The organism is Streptomyces sp. ISL-87, from assembly GCF_018614095.1.
In the GTDB taxonomy this organism is placed as follows: Bacteria; Actinomycetota; Actinomycetes; order Streptomycetales; family Streptomycetaceae; genus Streptomyces.
Genome location: NZ_JAGGOY010000035.1, coordinates 1 through 20,802 on the forward strand (window position 1 = coordinate 1; position 20,802 = coordinate 20,802).

The window sequence follows — 20,802 nt, forward strand, 5'->3', positions numbered from 1 at the left end:
GCCCCCGCCCCCGCCGGCCATCGCCCCGCCCAGCCCTCCGCCGCCTCCAGCTGTGCAGCCAGGGACAGCAGCAGGGGCTCCGAGTGGCCCGGCCCCAGGAGTTGAGCCCCCATCGGGAGGTCGCTGCGCGTCAGGCCCGCCGGGATGTTGACTCCCGGCCAGCCCAGGACGTTCCACGTCCAGGCGTACGGGCAGGCGGCGATCATCGCCCGGTCCGTGTCCAGCGCTCCCAGCCCGGCCAGTGCTCCGATCCGCAGGGGTGGGGTGGCCGTCGTCGGCGTGAGGACCACGTCGAAGCGGTCGAAGATCTCCCCGACCCGCCGCTGCAATGTTCCCTCTGCCCGTCGGGACACCCTCAGCGGCAGTCCGCTCAGCCGCCGCCCCGTGCGCACCGCCTCCCGCGTGCGCGGGTCCAGCAGCTCGGGATCCGGCACCCGGGACGCCCAGTCACGTATGCCCGCGGTGGCCCGGGGCATGAAGGTCAGCCCGATCAGGCCGTACCGCGGGTCCTCCGGAACCACCTCGTGGCCCAGCGACTCCAGGCGCCCGGCGATTCTCTCCACCGCCGAACGTACTTCGGGATCCAGGGACTTGGCCGTCGCCGTGAAGGCCATCCCGAAGGACATGGCGATGCGCAGGCGGCGCGGCGTGCGTCGGGCCGCCTCGACGGCCGAGATGCGCGGAGGACGGTGCAGGTCGCCGGGGTTGGGGCCGCTGGCCGCGTCCAGCAGCAGGGCCGCGTCGGCGACGGTGCGGGCCAGCACGCCGTTGACCGTGAGGCCGTGAAAAGACTCGGGCTCAGGCCAGGTGGAAATGCGGCCGCGCTGCGGTTTCACACCCACCAGGTGGGTCCAGGCCGCGGGGATCCGTACCGAACCCGCCCCGTCGGACCCCAGTGCCGCAGGGACCAGCCCCGCGGCCACGGCGGCCGCCGAGCCGCCCGAGGAACCGCCTGGGGTGTAGGCCCGGTTCCACGGGTTGCGGGTGTCGCCGAAGGCGGGGCCCTCCGTGAAGGGCCACTGGCCCAGCTCCGGGGTCTGGGTCTTGCCGAGCACCACCGCGCCGGCCGCACGGAGCCTTCGTACCGCTTCGCTGTCGGCCGTCTTCGTCGGGAAGTCCCCGGCGCAGCCGAAGGGGGTCGACTCCCCGGCCACGTCCATGTCGTCCTTGACGGCGAGCGGTACGCCCAGCAGCGGCAGCCGCTCACCGGCGGCCAGCCGCCGGTCGGCCGTGTCCGCCTCGGCGAGCGCGGCCTCGGCGCGTACGGTCCGGAAGGCGTTGAGGCCGGGCTGGGAAGCAGCGATCCGGGTCAGGGCACGCTCGGTCAACTGACGTGCGGACACGCTGCCGTCTGCGAGGGCGGTCGCCATCTCCACCAGGCCAACAGGCATGGAACCCGACGGAACCGACACCGGACCTCCCCGTTACCGCTGAGTAGGAAGACAGTAGCGGGGCGGTCCCCCAATGAACAGGGCCGGTGAATCGGGTCGAAGCCAGTCGAAGCCCTCCCTAAACCCAGCCCTCCCTAAACCCAGCCCTCCAGCGAAGCCATGAACCCGTCGAAGTCGTCCCGGTGGATGGTGTGCCCGGCTCCGGCCACCGAACGGACCTCGAATCCACGGCCCTTCAGGATCGCTGCCCGCTCCTGCGAGATCAGGAAGCTCGGGTCGGCGAGCTGCACGAGCGAAGGGACCACCGGCGCGGCCGGCAGCAGGTCCGAGCCGACCAGCGGAGCCAGGCTCAGAGCGGTCGCCTCGTCCCAGACCGCCAGGGTCTCCATCTCGATGTCGACGTCCGCTTCCTCCCAGCGCGGGTTCATCGCCTGGACCCGCTCCTTGGTCGCCGTCGCCTTGAATTGCGCGAACATCTCCGGCCCGATGCCCTCGGCGGTGCGCCCGAGGTGCCACGCCGGGTCGGAGAACACCGCGCGCCGCGGCCTCAGCCGGTCCACCGCGTACGACAGGGTCAGACCGCCCAGCGAGTGGCCGATGGCCAGCTCGGCGCGCGCCGGCAGCGTCTCGACCAGGTCATCCGCGAAGGTCTCCGGGCTGTATTCGCCCCGGCCGCTGGCGCCGTGGCCCCGAAGGTCCACGGCGATCACGCGGTAGCCGCGGTCGGCGAGGGCGGGGCCGACCCGGCGCCAGGTCCGGTGGTCCGCCATGATGCCGTGGATCAGCAGGGCGATGCGGTCGCCTGCGCCCCAGGACTGGGTGTGGAGCTGCACGGTGATGCCTTTCTCAACGAGGTTGTGGCGAAGAGGGGTTGAAGTATTGATGAGGCGGAGATCAGCGCACGCCGCGGATCGGCTTCACCGCGAGCGCACGCGCGACCGCCAGGACCGCCGCGATGATGAACAGCGCGGTGTAACCCCCGCTGATGGAGACGATCAGTGAGGCGATGAACGGCGCGATGATCTGCGGTCCGGCGTTGGCGATGTTCAGTACGCCCATGTCGCGCGCCGCGTCCTCCGCCTTCGGGAGCACCATGGTCACCAGCGCGGTGTCCGCTGCCATGTAGCAGCCGAACGCGAGCCCGTTGACCACCGCGAAGGCCAGCATGGCCGTCCAGCTGGCCGACACGGCCGGGATCACCAGGGCGATCGCCGAGAGTGCGGCGGAGGCGCCGACGAAGAGCTTGCGGCGGTCGAACCGGTCGGAGAGGTAGCCGCCCATGACCGTGGAGACGACCATGGCCACGCTGGTCAGCGGCATCATCACGGCCACCGCCGCCTCCGGCTCCATGGCCTCGGGCAGCACCGTGTGATCCTGGAGGATGTACAGCTGGTAGCCGCTCACGGCGAAGTACCCGCTGGGATGGCGGCGAGCCCGCCGCCCAGGATCCAGGGATTGCGCCGTCGGCTGCGGTCGGACAGGGCGCCGGCGACCGGATTGAAGACCGTGGCGAAGATCGCCGAAACCCCCGCGATCAGGCCGAAGTTCGAGACCTTCTTCGCCGGGTCGATGTGTTCGACCTGGAGTGCGAGCAGGATGCCGACGACGCCGATGTACAGGCTGTACATGGCGGTGTCGGCACGTTGGGACGCGCGGCCACACAGCCACACGGCCACACGGGACACCTGAAACGACACATCCGGTGAACCGGGTGCGACATTGCGGTGACACGTGTCAGTGACTCGTGTAACTACTGTGTAGCATTCGTTTCCGGCCATTCGCTAGCCCCCGGGCGCAACCGGTCTGGAAAGATGCCACGGCAATGTCTCAGTCATCGAAGTCGCCGTCCCCCGTGCCGACCAGCGCCGACGTGGCCCGCCTAGCCGGCGTGTCGCGCGCGACGGTCTCGTACGTCCTGAACAACGCGGAAGCCGTCCGCATCAGCGAGCCGACCCGGCGCAAGGTCCGGGAGGCCGCCGAGGAGCTCGGGTACGTCCCGCACGCCGCAGCCCGCAGCCTGCGCGCCGGACACACTCGGATCGTGCTGCTGCCCACCTCGCACGTGCCGATCGGCCCGCTCTACAGCGCCTTCCTCAACGAGCTCCAGTGGGCCCTGCGCCGCCTCGACTACACCGTGGTCCAGTACGGCAGCCTCGGACTCACCGGGGACGAGGCCGCGCGCGCCTGGGCCGAGCTACGCCCGGTCGCGGTGATCTCCCTGGGCGAGATCACCCTGTCCGCGCACAATGTCGCCACCCTCAAGCGGGCCGGCGCCCGCGCGGTGATAACGCTGGGCCCGGTCAGCGTGCCGGGCGCCCACGCGCTGGTCATGGACCAGACGGAGGTCGGCGCGCGGGCCGCCGCCCACCTGGTCGAGCGGGGCCACCGCCGGATCGGCGTCGTCGTCCCCGAGGAGGAGGGGCTGGAGCTGTTCTCCGCCCCCCGGCTGGCAGGCGCCCGTTCCACCGCCGGTGCCGAGGTCGAAGCGCTGCCGATGGCCTACACCGAGGAATCGGCCGCGGCGCTCGCGGCCCGCTGGAGTTCGCTCGGCCTGGACGCGGTCTTCGCGTACAACGACGAGTACGCGATGCTGCTGATGCGCGCTTTCCAGGACGAGGGCCTGCGCGTCCCGGAGGACGTGGCCGTCATGGGGGCGGACGACCTGCTCATCGGCCGGCTGCTGAGGCCCCGGCTGAGCACGGTGCAGATCAAGATGCCCACCGGGGACCACCTTGCCTCCCTGGTGGACCGGGCGGTGCGCGAGCCGTCCGAGATCGCGGAGCGGCACGACCTGATGGCTGCCGTGGCCATCCGCCGGGATTCGACCTGATGTCACCCTGGCGTAGCCCGCATCCGCCACCGGGGCCGTAGCCCGCATCCGGCCCTTGAGCCGTTGAGCCGTTGACAGGCGGTGACGAGGAGACGGAGACTGCGGGCGCGCCCCACCGGGCGCGCCCGGCGTCGTGTCCGGGTGCCGACACCGGCACCGGATCGCCGCCGCCCGTACGGATCCGCGCAGGAGAGCCCCCATGAGCATCCGCACCGTCCGCGACGTGTACGTCGTCGACGCCGTCCGCACCCCGATCGGCAAGTTCGGCGGGGCCTTGGCCGGGGTCCGGCCGGACGACCTGGCGGCCCATGTGGTCCGCGCGCTGGTGGACCGTACACCCGACCTGGACCCGGCGCGCATCGACGACGTGGTCTTCGGGGACGCCAACGGCGCGGGCGAGGACAACCGCGATGTCGCGCGTATGGCCGTACTGCTGGCCGGGCTCCCGGTGACCGTGCCCGGGGTCACCGTCAACCGGCTCTGCGGCTCCGGCCTGGAGGCCGTGATCCAGGCGGCCCGGGCCATCGCGCTCGGTGACGCTTCCGTCGCCATCGCGGGCGGTGTGGAGTCGATGTCGCGTGCACCCTGGGTGGTGCAGAAGCCCGAGCGGGCCTTCCCCGCCGGGCACCAGGAGATGTGGTCCACCACCCTCGGCTGGCGGATGACCAACCCGCGGATGCCCGCGGAGTGGACCGGATCGCTCGGCGAGGGCGCCGAGCTCATCGCGGACAAGTACGGGATCACGCGCGAGGCGCAGGACCTCTTCGCCCTGGAGAGCCACCGCAACGCCGCGGGTGCCTGGGCCGCCGGACTGTTCGACGACGAGGTCGTCCCGTACCCGGGCGTCGGCCTGGTGCGCGACGAGTGCATCCGGGAGGGCTCCACCCCCGAGGCGCTGGCCCGCCTCAAGCCCGCCTTCCGGACGGACGGCACCGGCACGGTCACGGCCGCGAACGCCTCCCCGCTCAACGACGGCGCCGCCGCCCTGCTGTTGACGGACGAGGCCGGGCTGGCGGCCACCGGCCGGGAGCCGCTCGCCCGCATCAGTGCCTCCGCGGTCACCGGGATCGAGCCGCAGCTGTTCGGGCTCGGCCCGGTCGACGCCGTCCAGCGGGCGCTCGCCAAGGCCGGCCGCGAGCTGGCCGACCTCACCGCGTTCGAGCTCAACGAGGCTTTCGCGGCACAGGCGTTGGGCTGCCTCGCGTCCTGGCCGGAGCTGGACCCGGCCGTGGTGAACCCGCGCGGCGGGGCCATCGCGATCGGCCACCCGCTCGGCGCCTCGGGTGCCCGGCTCGCGGGTTCGGTCGCGCACCAGCTCGCGGCGGCCGGCTCCGGTACGGGTATGGCCGCGCTGTGCATCGGCGTCGGGCAGGGCATCGCGCTGGTCCTGGAGCGCTGAACCGGACCCGGCGGGGCCTGCCGGAGCCCGGCAGCCCGATGGAGGGCCGTCGATCATTTCCGGTCACGGACCCCCGTCAACTGCCCAATAACTGAACAGAAGTGGAGCCTCCGGTCTGGCACGATGGCGCGTGCTGCCGCCCCCCGCCACGCCCCGCCCATCCCCACCGGAGGCCCCGCGCCATGCCGCTCCTCGACCCGACGCTCTGGCAGGACGGACCCACTCTCACCGGCGGTACCGCCCCGGTCGTCGAACCCGCGACCGGGCGTAGCCTCGCCACCCTCGACCTCGCCGCGCCCGCCGATGTGGCGGAGGCCGCGATACGGGCCCAGGCCGCGCAGCGCGACTGGGCGCGGGCCACGCACCTGGAGCGGGCGGCCGTGCTGCGCCGCGCCGGAGACCTGTTCGCCACGCACGCCGACGAGTTGCGGGACTGGCTGGTGCGCGAGTCCGGATCGATACCCGGCAAGGGCGACTTCGAGCTGCACGTCGCCGCCCAGGAGTGCTACGAGGCCGCCGCGCTGGCCTCGCGCCCGGCCGGGCAGGTACTGCCCAGCGAGGCGCCCCGGCTCTCCTTCACCCGCCGGGTCCCGGCCGGGGTGGTCGGTGTCGTCGCCCCGTTCAACGCCCCCCTGATCCTGGCGATCCGCTCTGTCGCGCCGGCGCTCGCGCTCGGCAACGCGGTGCTGCTCAAGCCGGACCGGCGTACCGCCGTGTGCGGGGGCCTCGCCCTCGCCGCCGTGTTCGCGGCCGCCGGTCTGCCGGCGGGGCTGCTGCACGTGCTGCCCGGCGGCGCCGAGACGGGTGCCGCGGTCGTCGCCGACCCCCGGGTACGGGTGGTGTCGTTCACCGGATCCACGGCCAGCGGCCGGGCCGTCGGAGAACTGGCGGGCCGTCACCTCAAGCGAGCGCACCTGGAGTTGGGCGGCAACTCCGCGCTCGTCGTCCTGCGGGACGCCGACATCGAGGCCGCCGTCGCACAGGCTTCCTGGGGCTCCTTCTTCCACCAGGGCCAGATCTGCATGACCGCCGGGCGCCACCTTGTCCACGCCTCGCTCTACGACGAGTACGTCGAGCGGCTCGCCGCGCGGGCCGAGGAGCTGGCGGTGGGGGACCCGTACCGCGAGCGGGTACACCTGGGCCCGCTGATCGACCGCACCCAACTGGAGCGGGTGCACGCCCTGGTCGAGGCCAGCACCGAGCAGGGGGCCAAGCTCGTCGCGGGCGGCACCCACCGGGAGCTCTTCTACCGCCCGACCGTGCTGGCCGGCGTCGCCGACGACACCCCCGTCTACGCGGAGGAGGTCTTCGGCCCGGTGGCGCCCGTACGGTCCTTCGCGACGGAGGAGGAGGCGGTGGCGCTGGCTTCGGCGGGCCCCTACGGGCTCTCGCTCGGGATCGTGACCGGCGACGCGGCGCGCGGGCTGGACCTGGCGGAGCGGATCCCGACCGGGATCGCCCACATCAACGACCAGACCGTGAACGACGAAGCCGTGGCCCCGTTCGGCGGAGTCGGCGCCTCGGGCACCGGAGCCCGCTTCGGCGGCGAGGCGAACCTGGACGCCTTCACGGAACTCCGCTGGACCACGACCCGCACCACCCCCGCCGGCCACCCTTTCTAGTGCCGTGGCCGGCAAGGTTTGCCGGGTCCCGACGCCCGGCACGGCACCTCNNTTCCGGCCACGGCACTAGGGCGGCTCCGGACGCCAGGCCCAGGTCGGCCCGCCCCGGCAGGAATGCCTGGGGCGGGTCGTTCGTTCACCGAGCAGCACCACACGCACTCAGGAGGTCTGGACAACCGTGGCTACAGTCGAGCTCACCAAGGAGAACTTCGACCAGACGGTCAGCGAGAACGCATTCGTGCTGATCGATTTCTGGGCGGGGTGGTGCCGGCCCTGCCTGCAGTTCGCCCCGGTCTACGAGAAGGCCGCGAAGGCCAACCCCGACCTGGTCTTCGCCAAAGTGGACACCGAGGCGCAGCCGGAGCTGGCCGGCGCCTTCCAGATCACGTCGATCCCCACGCTGATGATCGTCCGGGACCAGGTGGCCATCTTCGCGCAGCCCGGCGCGCTGCCGGAGGCGGCCCTGACGGACCTGATCGGGCAGGCCCGCGCGCTGGACATGGACGAGGTGCGCGCCAAGATCGCCGCCGACCAGGCCGCATCGACGGACGGCGGGGAATCCGGCACGCCGGACGCCTGAGATTGCGCGACACGGCCCTGGGCCTGCGGTGACACTGGACCGTATGACTGGTGCCGTGGAGTACGACGTCGTGGTGCTCGGCGGGGGACCGGCCGGCGAGAACATCGTGGACCGGACCCGCGCCGCCGGGCTCACCACGGCCGTGGTGGAGAGCGAGCTCGTGGGCGGGGAGTGCTCGTACTGGGCCTGCGTCCCGAGCAAGGCGCTGCTGCGCCCGGTGCTCGCCCGGGCCGACGCCCGCCGGGTGCCCGGCCTCGCGGGAGCCGTGGACGGCCCGCTGGATACCGCAGCCGTGTTCGCCCACCGCGACTACTGGACCGGCGACTGGCAGGACGAGGGCCAGCTCGACTGGCTCGACTCGATCGGCGCCCATCTCTACCGGGGCCACGGCCGCCTCTACGGGATCCGCAAGGTCGCCGTCACCAGCCCCGAGGGCGAGCACCACGTGCTCTCCGCCCGGCACGCGGTGGTCGTCTCCACCGGAAGCCGCGCCGTGATCCCGGATCTGCCCGGAATCGCCGGGGCCCGGCCCTGGACCAGCCGCGAGGCCACCTCCGCCCAGCAGGCGCCCGGCCGGCTGCTGATCGTCGGCGGTTCGGTGGTGGCGGCGGAGATGGCCACCGCCTGGCAGGCCCTCGGCTCGCAGGTCACCGTGCTCGTCCGGGGGTCCGGGCTGCTGCCGCGGATGGAGCCCTTCGCGGGCGAGCTGGTCGCCGAGGCGCTGCGCGAGGCCGGCGCGGTGGTCCGTACGGGGGTCACGGTCGAGGCGGTCGTACGGGACGGCTCGACCGGGCCCGTCACGGTGGTGCTCGAAGGCGGCGAGACCCTGGAGGGCGACGAGCTGCTGATGGCGACCGGCCGCGCGCCGCGGACCGAGGACATCGGCCTGGACACCGTGGGCCTGACCCCCGGGGACTGGATCGCGGTCGACGACAGCTGCCGGGTGAACGGGCACGACTGGCTGTACGCCGTCGGCGACGTCAACCACCGCGCTCTGCTCACCCATCAGGGCAAGTACCAGGCCCGGATCGCGGGCGCCGCCATCGCCGCCCGCGCGGCCGGAACCCCGACGCTCGACACGGGCCACTGGGGCGCGCACGCGGCGACGGCGGATACGCGGGCCCTTCCGCAGGCCGTGTTCACCGACCCGGAGGCGGCGGCGGTGGGGCTGACCCTCGCCGAGGCGGAGCGGGCCGGGCACCGGGTGCGCGCCGTCGACTACGACCTCGGCAAGGTCTCCGGCGCCGGCCTGTACGCCGACGGGTACCGAGGCCAGGCCCGGATGGTCGTCGACCTGGACCGCGAGATCCTGCTCGGCGCCACCTTCGTCGGGCCGGGAGCGGCCGAACTGCTGCACGCGGCCACGATCGCGGTCGCGGGGGAGGTTCCGATCGAGCGGCTGTGGCACGCGGTTCCGGCATTCCCGACGATCAGTGAGATCTGGCTCAGGCTGCTGGAGACGTATCGGGGGTAGCGAAGAAGACCATCGGGTCGAAACCGGATTCCCGCGCCGTGACGAGTACCCCGACCAGGGAGCTCAGTTCCTCGGCCGTGAACGCGGTCGGCGCCGCCTCGCCGTGCACGACCAGGACGAGCAGGACGCCGAGCAGGAAGGTGACGGACCAAAGCCGAAGCCGAAGCCGAGGCGGGTCCGTAGGGGCAGGCCGCCCGCGGCGGATTGGCCCTGGGTGCCCCAGCCCCCGCCCTGTTGAATGGCCGGACCACCGAACGAAGGGGCCATCGTCCGTGATTGTCATCGCACACCTCAGCGACATCCACCTCGACGGCGACGCGCGGGCCGCAGACCGTACCCGCGCCGTGATGGAGTACCTGGACGGCCTGCCGTACGACTTGGACGCGGTCCTGGTGAGCGGGGACATAGCCGATAACGGAGCCCCCGCCGAGTACGAGGAGGCCGGGAGGCTGCTGCGCTCCCGGCACCCGCTCGTCGTCTGCCCCGGCAACCACGACGTCCGTGCGGCCTTCCGGCAGGGTCTGCTGGGGGAGGCGGGCCCGTCCGTGGCGCCGGTGGACCAGGTGCTGCGCGGGAACGGCTTCGTGCTCGCGGTGTGCGACTCCTCCGTCCCCGGTGAACACCACGGGTTCCTGGAGGAGTCCACGCTGGCCTGGCTGGACGGCGTACTCGGCGACACGCCGCCGGAGACCCCGGTCCTGGTCGGCTTCCACCACCCGCCGGTCCCTCTGCACACCCCGTACGTCGACGAGATCCGGCAGTTCGGGGAGGAGCGGCTGGCGGCGCTGGCCGAGCGGCACCCCCACCTCACGGCTTTCCTGTGCGGGCACGCCCACACCGCGGCCGCGACCACCTTCGCCGGGCGGCCGCTGCTGGTGGCGCCCGGTGTGGTGTCCACGCTCCGGCTCCCGTGGGAGGCGGAGAGCGGGACCGACCCGCACGTCCACCTCGACGAGCCGCCCGCCGTCGCGTTCCATGTGCTGGGCGAGGACGGGCGGCTGACGACCCACTACCGGGTGGTCGTGGCCCGCCGGTAGCTGCTGCCGTCCCGGGTCCGGGTGAGGAGGCCCGAGGTGATCAGATAACGCCGCAGCGCCGAGCAGTCCTCGTGGACCGTGCGCAGCGCTTCGTTCACCTCGGGCTCCGTGTAGTCCCGGTCCGGCGCGAAGAGTGTTCCGGAGAGGTGGACGAGCAGCTGCTCGCGTCGGGCGGCCTTGCGCGGGATCGCCTTGAGGCGTCCACCGGCGAAGAGGTCGGCGACGTCCCGCCGCGTCCGGGGCTCTTCGGCGTGGGGCTGTTCGGTGCGGGGCTCTTCGGTCCGGGGCTCTTCGGGCTGGGGTTGCTCGGTGGTCTGTGGCGACATGTCACGGAGCCTCGCCCACCTCCCTCGCCCCGGGCAACGGAATTTCCCCCGGGCCCCCCACGTCAGGTGAGCGGTGTGCCCTGCGCGTTCACAAGGGCCGATCCACCGCTGTCCGCGACGCGGCCGTCATCACGTCGGCGAAGACGTGGACTCCGACGTCAACGCCAACCCCGTGAAAAGTGACGGTCGTTCATCTTACTGAGCGGTAGTCCCCGCCAGTACCCTCCCCGTGACCGGTTCCTGCCCCCCACGGAGGAGCACGTATGCGACGACCCGCCGCCCGCCTGAGAACTGCCGTCGCCACCACGGTGATAGCACTCGGCGCCGCCCTGCTCTCCCCGCTCGCCCCGACGGTCGCCGCGGCCGCCGCCGGCGCGGACGACCCGGTACCGCTGCCCGTCGCCGACTGCTGCGGCAGCCAGTGCGGCGACATTCTGCCGCCCGGCCAGAACGGCAACGCCACCCTCGCCCAGATCCTGCTGCACAAGGCGTTCGGCACCATGCCCGCCCACGCCTCCGACCAACTGGCGTGCTACGACTCCCTGGTGGCCGGCTATCCCGGTCTCACCGACGCCAAGGTCAACGACTTCTTCAACGACGCCTCGTTCGGGGTCCCCGCCGATCAGGTCGAGTCGACCAGCAGCCCGCGCCCCGACGTCACCATCACCCGGGACAAGAAGACCGGCGTCCCCCACATCAAGGGGACCACCCGCTACGGCACTTCCTTCGGCGCGGGATTCGCCGCGCCCAGGACCGCCTCTGGCAGATGGACCTCTTCCGGCACGTCGGACGCGGCAATCTGACCCCCTTCGCCGGCGGCGCCCTCGCCAACCAGGGCCTGGAGCAGCAGTTCTGGCCGCAGGCCCCGTACACCGAGGCCGACCTCCAGGCCCAGGTGGACCGGATCCGCACCACTCAGGGCGAGCGCGGACGGCTCGCGATGGAGGACGCCCAGGCGTACGTGGACGGCATCAACACCTACCGCACGCAGTCCAAGGACGGCCGCTACTTCCCCGGCGAGTACGTCCTCACCGGCCACATCGACTCCATCACCAACGCCGGTGAGATCCAGCCCTTCAAGGTCACCGACCTGATCGCCCTCGCCTCCGTCGTCGGCGGCCTGTTCGGCGGCGGTGGCGGCGGCGAGGTGCAGGCCGCACTGTCCCTGCTCTCCGCGCAGCAGAAGTACGGGCTGGAGGAGGGCACCCGCGTCTGGGAGTCCTTCCGCCAGCGCGAGGACCCCGAGGCCGTGCTCACCGTCCACGACGGGACGAGCTTCCCGTACGCCCAGAAGCCCGCGAACCCGCAGGGGACCGCGCTCCCGGACGCCGGCTCGGTCACCGCCGAGCAACTCGTCTACGACCGTACGGGCGCAGCCACCACCACGGCCGCCGCCAACCCCCCGAAGCCGGTCAAGCAGAGCATGTCCAATGCCCTGCTCGTCTCCGGCGCGCACACCGCGAGCGGCCACCCGATCGCCGTCTTCGGCCCGCAGACCGGCTACCTCGCGCCCCAACTCCTCATGCTCCAGGAACTCCAGGGGCCCGGCATCAGCGCCCGCGGCGCCTCCTTCGCGGGCGTCAGCATGTACGTCCAGCTCGGCCGGGGCCAGGACTACGCCTGGAGCGCCACCTCCGCCGGACAGGACATCACCGACACCTTCGCCCTCGAGCTCTGCGAACCGGGCGGCGGGGCTCCCACCAAGGCCAGCGCGCACTACCTCTACCGAGGGACCTGCACCCCCATGCAGAAGCTGGAGCAGACCAACGCCTGGAAGTCCACCGTCGCCGACTCCACCCCGGCCGGCTCCTACCGGATGCAGGTCTGGCGTACCAACTACGGCATCGTCACCCACCGGGCCGCCGTCGGCGGCAAGCCCGTCGCCTACGCCGCGCTGCGCTCGACGTACCGCCACGAGGCCGACTCGATCATCGGCTTCCAGATGCTGAACCACCCCTCGTACGTCAAGGACGCCCGCACCTTCCAGCAGGCGGCGCAGCACATCGGCTACGCCTTCAACTGGTTCTACGCCGACTCGCGCGAAGCCGCCTACTACAACAGCGGGTTGAACCCGGTCCGCCCGGCCGGCGTCGACGCCGCGCTGCCGGTGCACGCCGGGCAGCAGTACGAGTGGCAGGGCTTCGACCCGGCCGCGAACACCGCCGCCTACACTCCGCCCGCGGAGCATCCGCAGTCCATCGGACAGGACTACTACATCTCCTGGAACAACAAGCAGGCCAAGGACTACAGTTCGGCGGGCTTCGGCATGGGCGCCGTGCACCGGGGCGACCTCCTGGACCGCCGCGTCAAGCCGCTCGTCGCGGCCGGCGGGGTGACCCGGGCCAAGCTCACCCAGGCCATGGCCGAGGCTGCCGTCACCGACCTGCGCGCCGAGAACCTGCTGCCCGAGCTGCTCGCCGTACTGCGCAGCCAGCCCGGCACCGACCCGGCGGTGACCGCCGCGGCCGACAAGCTGGCCGCCTGGCAGGCGAGCGGTGCCAAGCGCAAGGAGACCGCGCAGGGTTCGAAGACGTACGCGCACGCGGACGCCATCCGGATCATGGACGCCTGGTGGCCGCTGCTGATCGAGGCCGAGTTCAAGCCCGGGCTCGGGACCCCGCTCTACGATGCCCTGCGCGCCTCGCTCACCATCGACGAGGCACCCAACGCGGGCCACGGGCCCACCGGTTCGCATGCCGGGTCGGCCTTTCAGTACGGCTGGTGGAGCTACGCCGACGAGGACCTGCGCATGGTGCTGGGGCGCCCGGTCGCCGATCCGCCGTCGCAGGTGTACTGCGGCGGGGGCGTGCTCTCCGCCTGCCGTGACGCACTGGCCGGTACGTTGAAGCAGGCGGCCGCGGCGACCCCCGCGGCCGTCTACCCGGCGGACGGGACCTGCGCGGCCGGGAACCAGTGGTGTGCGGACTCGATCGTCCAGCGTCCGGTCGGCGGGCTGAGCCACCCCCAGATCAACTGGCAGAACCGGCCTACGTACCAGCAGGTGGTGGAGTTCCCGGCCCACCGCTGAGACCCCGCCCACCGCTGAGACCCCGCCCACGGGGGAGGCCCGCCGGTCCCGGATCGCTCCGGGGCCGGCGGGCCTCCTCGTGCGGGGCCGGGATCAGGGCCCGACGGTGATCTGCTGCGCCGGGTCGGTGGTGTCGGTGACCTTGTAAACGGCGTTGAACGTCGACGAGGTCGCGCTCGTCGGGCAGCCGAATCCGCCGGTGACCGTCACCGGCACGGTCGCGTTGGTGAAGGTCAGGCTCGACGGGGTGCCGTTGGCCCAGGTGCCGCCGACGTTCGCCGGGGCGGTGGGCGCCGCGGTGACCGTACAGCTGGCCAGGCCGGTCGTGTGCACGACCAGCCCGCCGACCGGAACGGTCATGGTGGCGGTGACCGGTGAACCGTTCTGCATCGACACCGTCCAGGCGCCGCTGGTGGTGACCGTGGGGGTCACGCCCCAGGTGCTGGAGGTGCAGGAGCTGTACGTCGGCGCCGAGATCGGCGACGAGACCGGTCCGGCCGGGTTCTGGTTGCCGGGGGCGGCCGGCACCGTACCGGCGGCGACGGAGACCGTGCAGGTCACCGTCACCGAGCCGGCCTTGAGGGTGGCCTTCCCGCTCAGGGTGGCCTGGAATGCGTGGCCGGCCGGGGTGACGGTGGTCGACCCGGCCAGCGGTAACGGCGTGGCGGTGGCGGTGGCCGAGGCCACCGACAGGGCTCCGGCTGCGGCTATCCCGAGGGCGAGCGCGGTACGCGAGCGGCTCATGGCTGTGCTCCTTGGGGATCGTGGTGCCCAGTGGAAGCTGGGGTGGGGGCGGGAGCGGTTTCGGCGGCGGGGGACGAGGCGGTGTCCCCCGTGCGCCGCCCGGTGTGCGGCTGCCAGGCGAACATCAGGCCGCCGCCGAGAATGCCGAGCAGGGTGCCGATCAGGAACCCGCCGAGGTTCGACAGGACCAGTGCGGCGGTCGCGATGAGGGTGGTGAGGACACCGGCGAGGCTGCGCTGCGGGGGAGAGAACCAGGCGGTGAGGCCGAGCACGATCATGACGATCCCCATCAGGACGGACGGTATTCCCGCCACGCCCTGCTGGAGCATGATCTTCAGTGGTGCCAGCGGGAGGACGCAGATCCAGGCCCCGGCCAGGATGGCGAACAGCCCGCCCCAGAAAGGTCTGTTGCGCCTCCACTGCCTCCACCGCCCCCACCGCCGGAGGCTCAGAAGCATTCCTTCTTGCCCTTGCTGATGTTCATGTTCAGCCCGGAGAGCTTGAAGGTGCCGGCGTTGGTCGCCCACGCCGTCTGCTGGAGGTTGGTGATGCTGACCGTGTCCGCCTGCTGGGCGAACAGGTCCTGCATGCCCTGCGCCTCCGCCGGACCCTTGTCGAGGGTGGAGGCGTCGCGACCGATCTCGATGTTGCTGAAGACCGCGTCGCCGGAGAGCTGGGTCGCGTCGACGAACAGGTTGCTGGCCTCGACCGGGGTCTTCTGGCCGGCGGTGAGGTTGAGCGAGATGTCGCCGATCACCGGGAGCGAGGTGACCACCGACTGGCAGAGGCTGTGGAGCTTGGCCTCCTTGATGGCGGTGACCGCCACCGGGATGAGCTCCTCGCGGGCGTTGACGTCGACGCTGCCGTACTGGGCGAAGCCCTCGCCCTCCAGGCTCTTCGCCGACACCTTGAACTGCTGTCCCGACACGGCGAAGGAGGCGGCGAGCGCGCCCTGTGCGAGGGCGATACCGAGGCCCGCGGTCACGGCCACGGCGGGCACGGTCAGTACGGCGAAACGGCGCCAACGCACGCGCCCGCCGCCGTCGTGTAAGTGCGGGGAATCTGCCATGAGATCGTCCCTTATATCGGCTGTGCACCGTTGTTACCGACGAGTTGAATGTAAGAGTGCCAATGGTGGTTGGCAAGGTTGTGCGAGTGCCCCTTTTCGGCCGACTCCTACTGCTCCGTACGCAGCAATTCGGCGACCTCGGCCTCCACCCGCCGGGCCATCGCCCGCGCGAACTCGGCGGCCATGACCTCGCCGGCCACCGGCCGCAGCGCCGCCACCGCCTCCGAGATGTGATCCAGCTGCGTGGCCGAAAGTGGCTCCAACCCCTCCGGGCCGATCACATGCCGCCGGAACAGCCCGACGAACCGGTCCGCGAGCGCGGCCGCCTGGGTCTGTACGAAGTCCCCCGCGTCCAGGATCTCCGCCAGCGGCACGCCCTGCCGCACCAGTGTCAGCGTCGCCTCCAGCAGGCGCCGGCTCTGGTGCGTGACCAGGTCCCCGTCGACCCGTACGTACCCCAGCCCCGCGGCCCGCCGGGTGTCCTCGGCCGTGGCCGCCGGCCCGAACAGCGCGCGCAGCTCGGCCAGCGTCATCGTGACCGGCTCCTCCTGCACCCAGTCCCGGGTCATCGCCCGCTCCAGGCCCAGGAGTTGGGACAGGCCGCCACCCTCCTCCCACGCGTGCAGCAGCTCGGCGATGCCGTTGACGGTGTAGCCCCGACCCAGCAGGTCGCTGATCAGCCGGAGCCGCGTCAGGTGGTCGTCGGAGTACCAGGCGATCCGGCCCTCCCGACGCGGCGGCGGCAGCAGCCCGCGCTCCTGGTAGTAGCGCAGGTTGCGCACCTTGACGCCCGCCGCCCGGGCCACTTCCTCCCGGCGGTAGCGCCCCGCGCCCGTGTCATCACTCTGTGCCTGGCTGCTCACGCGGCCGAGTGTAGGACGTACTGGCAGGTCACATGGCCTACGGCCGCTCATGCCTCTTGACGGCCCGCAGCACCACGAACTTGGGCTCGCTCGCGACGACTTCGCTGTTGCCGTAGAGCCGCTTGAGGTGCGTGTGGTAGCCCATGTGACGGTTGGCGACCACCCACAGCTCGCCGCCCGGCCGCAGCGCCTTGCGGGTCTGCGCGAACATCCGCAGCGCCGTTGCGTCCGTCGTCGCCTGGTGGGAGTGGAACGGCGGGTTGCACAGCACGAGGTCCACCGACCCCGCGGGCAGCATCGCGACGCCGTCGCCGACGAGGAACTGGGCGCGGTCGCCGCCGCCCCGGACATTGGCCTCGTACGTCGCCCGGGCCGAGGCGACCGCCTGGTACGACTCGTCCGCGAACACGACCTCCGCGTTCGGGTCGGCGACCGCGACCGCCGTGCCGACGACGCCGTTGCCGCAGCCCAGGTCCACGACCCGGGCCCCGTCGGTGTTGGTCGGGATGTTCTGGAGGAAGAACCGGGTGCCGACGTCGAGCCGGTCGGCGCAGAAGATCCCGGCGTGGTTGACGACGGTCAGCCCGGCGCCCGAGCCGCCGTCCTCGTCCACGGTGTACGTCACTGGCCACGGGTCGGCGGCCGTGGGGCGAACGGCCCCGGGGGCGTCAGGGGTACAGAAGATCAGCCGGGCCTTCTTCTCGGCGAGCGAGGTCTTGGTCGGGCCGAGGATCTTCTCGAAGAGGCGCAGCGTGGAGGTGTGGATCTCCTTAATCATGCCGGTGCCCACCACCACGGTGCCCGCGTGCACGTGCGGGGCCAGCCGGTACAGCTGGTCCTCCAGGAGCGCCAGGCTCTTGGGCACCCGCACGAGGAGCACGTCGATCCGCTCCGGCGGGGCGTCCTGCGTGGTCAGCAGCGTCACCGTGCTCTTGGAGGTCCCGATTCCGGCGCGGTCCAGATTCGCCGCGGTGGCGGAGCGGGTCAGGGAGGAATCGGTGATCTGCGTCGGGTGGTAGGCGGCCAGCGCCGTCGTCAGCGCCCCCCAGCGGTCCCCGAGCACGGTGATCTGCCCAGCGCCGGCCGGGTCCACCGGCCCGCGTTCCCCCGTACCGGCATCGAGGTGGCGCAGGAGGTACTCGTCGGCGGCGTCCCAGGCACGGAGCCGGTCGCGCGGGTCCTCGGGGAAACGGGTGAGCTCGTAGGAGCCGAAAGGCGTGGTCAGACGGTTCATATTGCCCCCAGGCTAACCGAGCGCACGCCCCGGGCACGCATGAGCGGGGCCGGGGCCCCGTCCACTCGGCCCCGCTCGGCCCTACTCGGGGAACTCTCCGGCCATGGCGGCGGCGATCCGCAGGTGCGGGGCCGCCTCCGCGGCCCGGCCCTGGCGCTCCAGTGTCCGGCCGAGCAATAGCTGCGCGTAGTCCTCCACCGGCCAGCGCTCCAGGATGACGCGCAGCTCGTGCTCGGCGCGGGAGAGCCGGGCGGAGTGGTAGTAGGCGCGGGCCAGCAGCAGCCGGGGCGCCAGCTGCTCGGGGGCCTCGGCGGCCAGTGTCTCCAGGATGCGTGCGACGGGCGCGTACTCCTTCGCTTCGAAGAAGAGCCCGGCGCGCGCCCAGCGCTCGGCTGCCGTCCCGTGCTCGTAGTACGTCGTAGGCGCGTTCATCGCGTCCCTTCCGCCGTCCAGGTGAGATGTCCGGTGCTTTCCGGTGCCTCCAACACGCGGATACGGCTGGACATTCCAGGAAACGGAGCGGGGGCGGCAGGGCTAAGTTGTGCGGCATGAGCAATCTCGATCGCCAGCCCGCTCTCTCCGTCTGCGGCGGCCGCGGTTTCGTCGTGGCCGAGCCCGTACGGGAGCTCCTCAGCCCGCGTACGGTCAAACTCGGGGAGTCCACCGAGGTCCGCCGACTCCTGCCGAACCTGGGCCGCCGCATGGTGGGCGCCTGGTGCTTCGTCGACCACTACGGCCCCGACGACATCGCGGACGAGCCCGGGATGCAGGTCGCGCCGCACCCGCACGCCGGGCTCCAGACCGTGAGCTGGCTCCACGAGGGCGAGGTCCTGCACCGCGACAGCGTGGGCAGCCTGGCGACGGTCCGCCCGCGCGAGCTGGGCCTGATGACCTCCGGCCGCGGGATCAGCCACTCCGAGGAGAGCCCGCGCCAGCACGCCCGCTTCCTGCACGGCGCCCAGCTGTGGGTGGCCCTCCCGGACGCACACCGCCATGTGGAACCGCACTTCCAGCACCACGCGGAGCTCCCGCAGGTGACCGCCCCCGGCCTGACCGCGACGGTCATCCTGGGCACCCTGGACACGGCGACCTCGCCCGGATCCACGTACTCCCCGATCGTCGGCGCGGACCTGGCACTGGCGGCGGACACCGAGACCCGGCTCCCGCTCGACCCGGACTTCGAGTACGCGGTCCTGTCCATGTCGGGCGAGGCCCACGTCGACGGCGTCCCGGTCCTCCCCGGCTCGATGCTCTACCTGGGCTCCGGCCGCACCGAACTCCCACTGCGTGCGCTCTCGGACGCGGGCCTGATGCTCCTGGGCGGCGAGCCGTTCGAGGAGGAGATCGTCATGTTCTGGAACTGGATCGGACGGTCACACGATGATATCGCGAGGGCTCGCGAAGACTGGATGAACGGGACGCGATTCGGTGAGGTGAAGGGCTTTGACGGCCCTCCGATTCCGGCTCCCGAACTCCCGCCGACGCACCTGAAAGCGAGGGGAAGGGTGCGTTGACCTGCTGCTCTGTGTGGGGCGAGGGCCAGGGGCGGTGCTCGCTCCTGGCCTCCCGGTTTTGACTTTGCAGGGGAGGCCGCCGGGCATGGTGCGAGAGCCTTCGACACCGGCGGTCGACTCTCATGTGTTGCAGGCTGTTACCAAGTTTGGTCGAACGAATGCTGACCTTTTGCTGACTTTACTGACGAGTAGTTAGATCTGGCCGCTGGCTGGTCGAGTCCCCTTGCCTGCCAAGGACAGTGGTGGTCGCCACTGCGCCGCCGGCTCCTACGATCGGGCCTTCGGGCTCGGCCGGGGCGTGTGATCCGTGGATGGAGTGTGCGTGGCGGATCTTGTGCACAAGTGACAGCGCCCTCGCCTGTTCAGTCCCCTCCGCCAGGCTGTGACGAACGTCGTGCGCCCGCCGGCGGCCTACGGCTCTGAGGTGACCGGATGCCTCAGGGGCGCCCTCGCTGAGGAATCGAGCGGCCGCGTCCAGAGGTCCTGGAGCCCACCAGGGTGCGGGTCGCCGTGAGAGGGCACCGCGCCCATGGGCTGCTGCTCCGGGGTGCAGAGGCATTCTCGTCCTGGTTGGCGTGGTCAAGATCGAAGGACGACGTCCAGGTGTCGCTGGACCGGCTCGAAGAGTCCGTACGGGATGTACTGCGGGATTTCCGACAGGGTCACCCATGCGACCTCGGCGATTTCGTCAGCGTCCGCCACGTGCGCGGCCCCGCCGACCACCTCGCAGGCCGTGTACGACACTTGCCAGCCGGTGATGGGATGGACCCGCTCGCCCAGCGGAACCACGGCCACCACGTCCAGTCCGGCCTCCTCCTTCGTCTCGCGGACGGCGGCTTCCTCGCAGGACTCGCCCGGTTCGACTTTGCCCGCAGGGAACTGCCACGAGAGTTCGCCCTCCTCAACTCGTCGCCGTACGAGCAGCACTTGACCCTCGTGAACCACAACGGCCACGGCAACCCGACGCTCAGGTTGAGCGTTGCCATTCATCGACGCCTGTCGGTCACTCACGGCAGCCGCCGTCATCTGGGGCGAGGGGGCGTTCGAGTGCCGGTGGGGCGCCGGGGCCTGATGACATTCGCGAGCCCCTCGTTGCTACCGCGACGAGCTGCATGGGTGTGGCTCTCCGATCCTCATCCCTCGAAGAGCATTTCTTCCACCACGGCCGGCGCCGCTGCCTCCTGCTGCACGCGCTCGAACTCGAGCTGCCACGCTCGCGCCTCGGCGTAAGCGACGTGGACCATACTCCCCGGACACAGCACCAGTGCCCGGGGCTCGATCTTGTGGTCCTTGACCGATCCGTACCCGATTCGTTTGGTAGGCAGCAAGGCGTGCGGAACGGAGCAAGAGGGGCATGGAGCCTTCGGGAGGGTCGCCATGTCACCAGGATGGCCCAATAAGTTACGGCGCGGCAGGGAGCGCACGAGCGCGCATTTTGGCACGTCGGTTGGCAGCTTCCTGTAGCCCATCGTGATCACTGGGGTCGTGACCAGTTGATCACCAGGCTGATGGCACCGGTTCCTGACTTGAAGACGGCACCCTGAAAAGTCGGGCGGCAACGTCGCCTGATGCCTGCGCCAGGGGCATCCATTGCGGCGCAGGCTACGGCTTTCGTCGCCGGCTTCGCTGTGCCCGTGCCTGATCCCCGGCGCGGCGGTCCCGCTCAGCGAGGCGTGGCCGGTTCGGCTTGT

The 20,802-nt window shown here is 71.7% G+C and carries 20 protein-coding genes and 1 pseudogene; 8 read left to right on the forward strand and 13 right to left on the reverse strand.

Annotated elements, in window-relative coordinates:
• From J7I97_RS13390 to J7I97_RS38445, 4 genes are all read right to left on the reverse strand, one after another.
• Positions 1-1,391: amidase (locus tag J7I97_RS13390; protein WP_214934300.1), on the reverse strand; the 1,391-nt coding region annotated here is incomplete at its 3' end.
• A 134-nt stretch (positions 1,392-1,525) separates the two neighbouring features.
• Complete coding sequence (locus tag J7I97_RS13395; RefSeq protein ID WP_214934303.1) at positions 1,526-2,224, reverse strand: alpha/beta fold hydrolase; 699 nt, start codon at positions 2,222-2,224, stop codon at positions 1,526-1,528.
• 61 nt (positions 2,225-2,285) lie between these two features.
• Positions 2,286-2,795: an MFS transporter gene (locus tag J7I97_RS38440; protein WP_308369398.1), complete on the reverse strand. Its 510-nt coding sequence runs from the start codon at positions 2,793-2,795 to the stop codon at positions 2,286-2,288.
• A complete protein-coding gene (locus J7I97_RS38445) occupies positions 2,792-3,067 on the reverse strand; it encodes a hypothetical protein (protein ID WP_251058772.1) in 276 nt (91 codons plus the stop codon). Before J7I97_RS38445 ends, J7I97_RS38440 begins: the two co-directional genes overlap by 4 nt.
• A 146-nt stretch (positions 3,068-3,213) precedes the next feature.
• Between J7I97_RS38445 and J7I97_RS13405 the strand changes: the two genes are divergently transcribed.
• The 6 genes from J7I97_RS13405 (at position 3,214) to J7I97_RS13430 (ending at position 10,333) form a co-directional block, all read left to right on the forward strand.
• Positions 3,214-4,221 (forward strand): LacI family DNA-binding transcriptional regulator, encoded by a 1,008-nt coding sequence (locus tag J7I97_RS13405; RefSeq protein WP_214934305.1) that lies wholly within the window; start codon positions 3,214-3,216, stop codon positions 4,219-4,221.
• Positions 4,222-4,420: 199 nt separating this feature from the next.
• Positions 4,421-5,620 (forward strand): thiolase family protein, encoded by a 1,200-nt coding sequence (locus J7I97_RS13410; protein ID WP_214934308.1) that lies wholly within the window; start codon positions 4,421-4,423, stop codon positions 5,618-5,620.
• 182 nt (positions 5,621-5,802) lie between these two features.
• The gene (locus J7I97_RS13415) at positions 5,803-7,242 is read left to right on the forward strand and encodes an aldehyde dehydrogenase family protein (protein WP_214934311.1); all 1,440 of its coding nucleotides are present in this window, start codon (positions 5,803-5,805) and stop codon (positions 7,240-7,242) included.
• A 178-nt stretch (positions 7,243-7,420) separates the two neighbouring features.
• Complete coding sequence (locus tag J7I97_RS13420) at positions 7,421-7,822, forward strand: thioredoxin family protein (RefSeq protein WP_308364139.1); 402 nt, start codon at positions 7,421-7,423, stop codon at positions 7,820-7,822.
• Between the two features lie 43 nt (positions 7,823-7,865).
• A complete protein-coding gene (locus J7I97_RS13425; protein ID WP_214934314.1) occupies positions 7,866-9,296 on the forward strand; it encodes an NAD(P)/FAD-dependent oxidoreductase in 1,431 nt (476 codons plus the stop codon).
• 272 nt (positions 9,297-9,568) lie between these two features.
• Complete coding sequence (locus tag J7I97_RS13430) at positions 9,569-10,333, forward strand: metallophosphoesterase (protein ID WP_214934317.1); 765 nt, start codon at positions 9,569-9,571, stop codon at positions 10,331-10,333.
• On the opposite strand, the gene J7I97_RS13435 is transcribed toward J7I97_RS13430, so the two are convergent.
• Positions 10,306-10,659: a DUF2087 domain-containing protein gene (locus J7I97_RS13435; protein ID WP_214934320.1), complete on the reverse strand. Its 354-nt coding sequence runs from the start codon at positions 10,657-10,659 to the stop codon at positions 10,306-10,308. The two genes, J7I97_RS13430 and J7I97_RS13435, sit on opposite strands and share 28 nt — an antisense overlap.
• A gap of 263 nt (positions 10,660-10,922) precedes the next feature.
• Between J7I97_RS13435 and J7I97_RS13440 the strand changes: the two are divergent.
• Positions 10,923-13,687: pseudogene (locus J7I97_RS13440) on the forward strand (penicillin acylase family protein).
• A 93-nt stretch (positions 13,688-13,780) separates the two neighbouring features.
• Here J7I97_RS13440 and J7I97_RS13445 read toward each other — a convergent pair.
• From J7I97_RS13445 to J7I97_RS13470, 6 genes are all read right to left on the reverse strand, one after another.
• Positions 13,781-14,431: a hypothetical protein gene (locus J7I97_RS13445; RefSeq protein WP_214934323.1), complete on the reverse strand. Its 651-nt coding sequence runs from the start codon at positions 14,429-14,431 to the stop codon at positions 13,781-13,783.
• The gene (locus J7I97_RS13450; RefSeq protein ID WP_251058773.1) at positions 14,428-14,889 is read right to left on the reverse strand and encodes a DUF6114 domain-containing protein; all 462 of its coding nucleotides are present in this window, start codon (positions 14,887-14,889) and stop codon (positions 14,428-14,430) included. Before J7I97_RS13450 ends, J7I97_RS13445 begins: the two co-directional genes overlap by 4 nt.
• Positions 14,880-15,500, reverse strand: a complete 621-nt coding sequence (locus tag J7I97_RS13455) for a DUF6230 family protein (protein WP_214934329.1) — start codon at positions 15,498-15,500, stop codon at positions 14,880-14,882. The genes J7I97_RS13450 and J7I97_RS13455 overlap by 10 nt, the downstream gene beginning before the upstream one ends.
• Positions 15,501-15,607: 107 nt before the next feature.
• Positions 15,608-16,363, reverse strand: coding sequence for a MerR family transcriptional regulator (locus J7I97_RS13460; RefSeq protein WP_308364150.1), 756 nt, complete (start codon positions 16,361-16,363; stop codon positions 15,608-15,610).
• A 37-nt stretch (positions 16,364-16,400) separates the two neighbouring features.
• On the reverse strand, positions 16,401-17,588 hold the full coding sequence (locus J7I97_RS13465) for a methyltransferase (protein ID WP_214934471.1): 1,188 nt from the start codon (positions 17,586-17,588) through the stop codon (positions 16,401-16,403).
• Between the two features lie 90 nt (positions 17,589-17,678).
• Positions 17,679-18,029 carry a tetratricopeptide repeat protein gene (locus J7I97_RS13470; RefSeq protein ID WP_214934332.1) on the reverse strand — a complete coding sequence of 117 codons (351 nt, stop codon included), beginning with the start codon at positions 18,027-18,029 and terminating at the stop codon, positions 17,679-17,681.
• Positions 18,030-18,145: 116 nt separating this feature from the next.
• Between J7I97_RS13470 and J7I97_RS13475 the strand changes: the two genes are divergently transcribed.
• Positions 18,146-19,111 (forward strand): pirin family protein, encoded by a 966-nt coding sequence (locus J7I97_RS13475; protein ID WP_214934336.1) that lies wholly within the window; start codon positions 18,146-18,148, stop codon positions 19,109-19,111.
• A 579-nt stretch (positions 19,112-19,690) separates the two neighbouring features.
• Here J7I97_RS13475 and J7I97_RS13480 read toward each other — a convergent pair.
• Both J7I97_RS13480 and J7I97_RS13485 read right to left on the reverse strand, forming a co-directional pair.
• The gene (locus J7I97_RS13480) at positions 19,691-20,101 is read right to left on the reverse strand and encodes an NUDIX hydrolase (protein WP_214934474.1); all 411 of its coding nucleotides are present in this window, start codon (positions 20,099-20,101) and stop codon (positions 19,691-19,693) included.
• A gap of 143 nt (positions 20,102-20,244) precedes the next feature.
• Positions 20,245-20,490, reverse strand: coding sequence for a hypothetical protein (locus J7I97_RS13485; protein WP_214934340.1), 246 nt, complete (start codon positions 20,488-20,490; stop codon positions 20,245-20,247).
• Between the last annotated feature and the right edge of the window lie 312 nt (positions 20,491-20,802).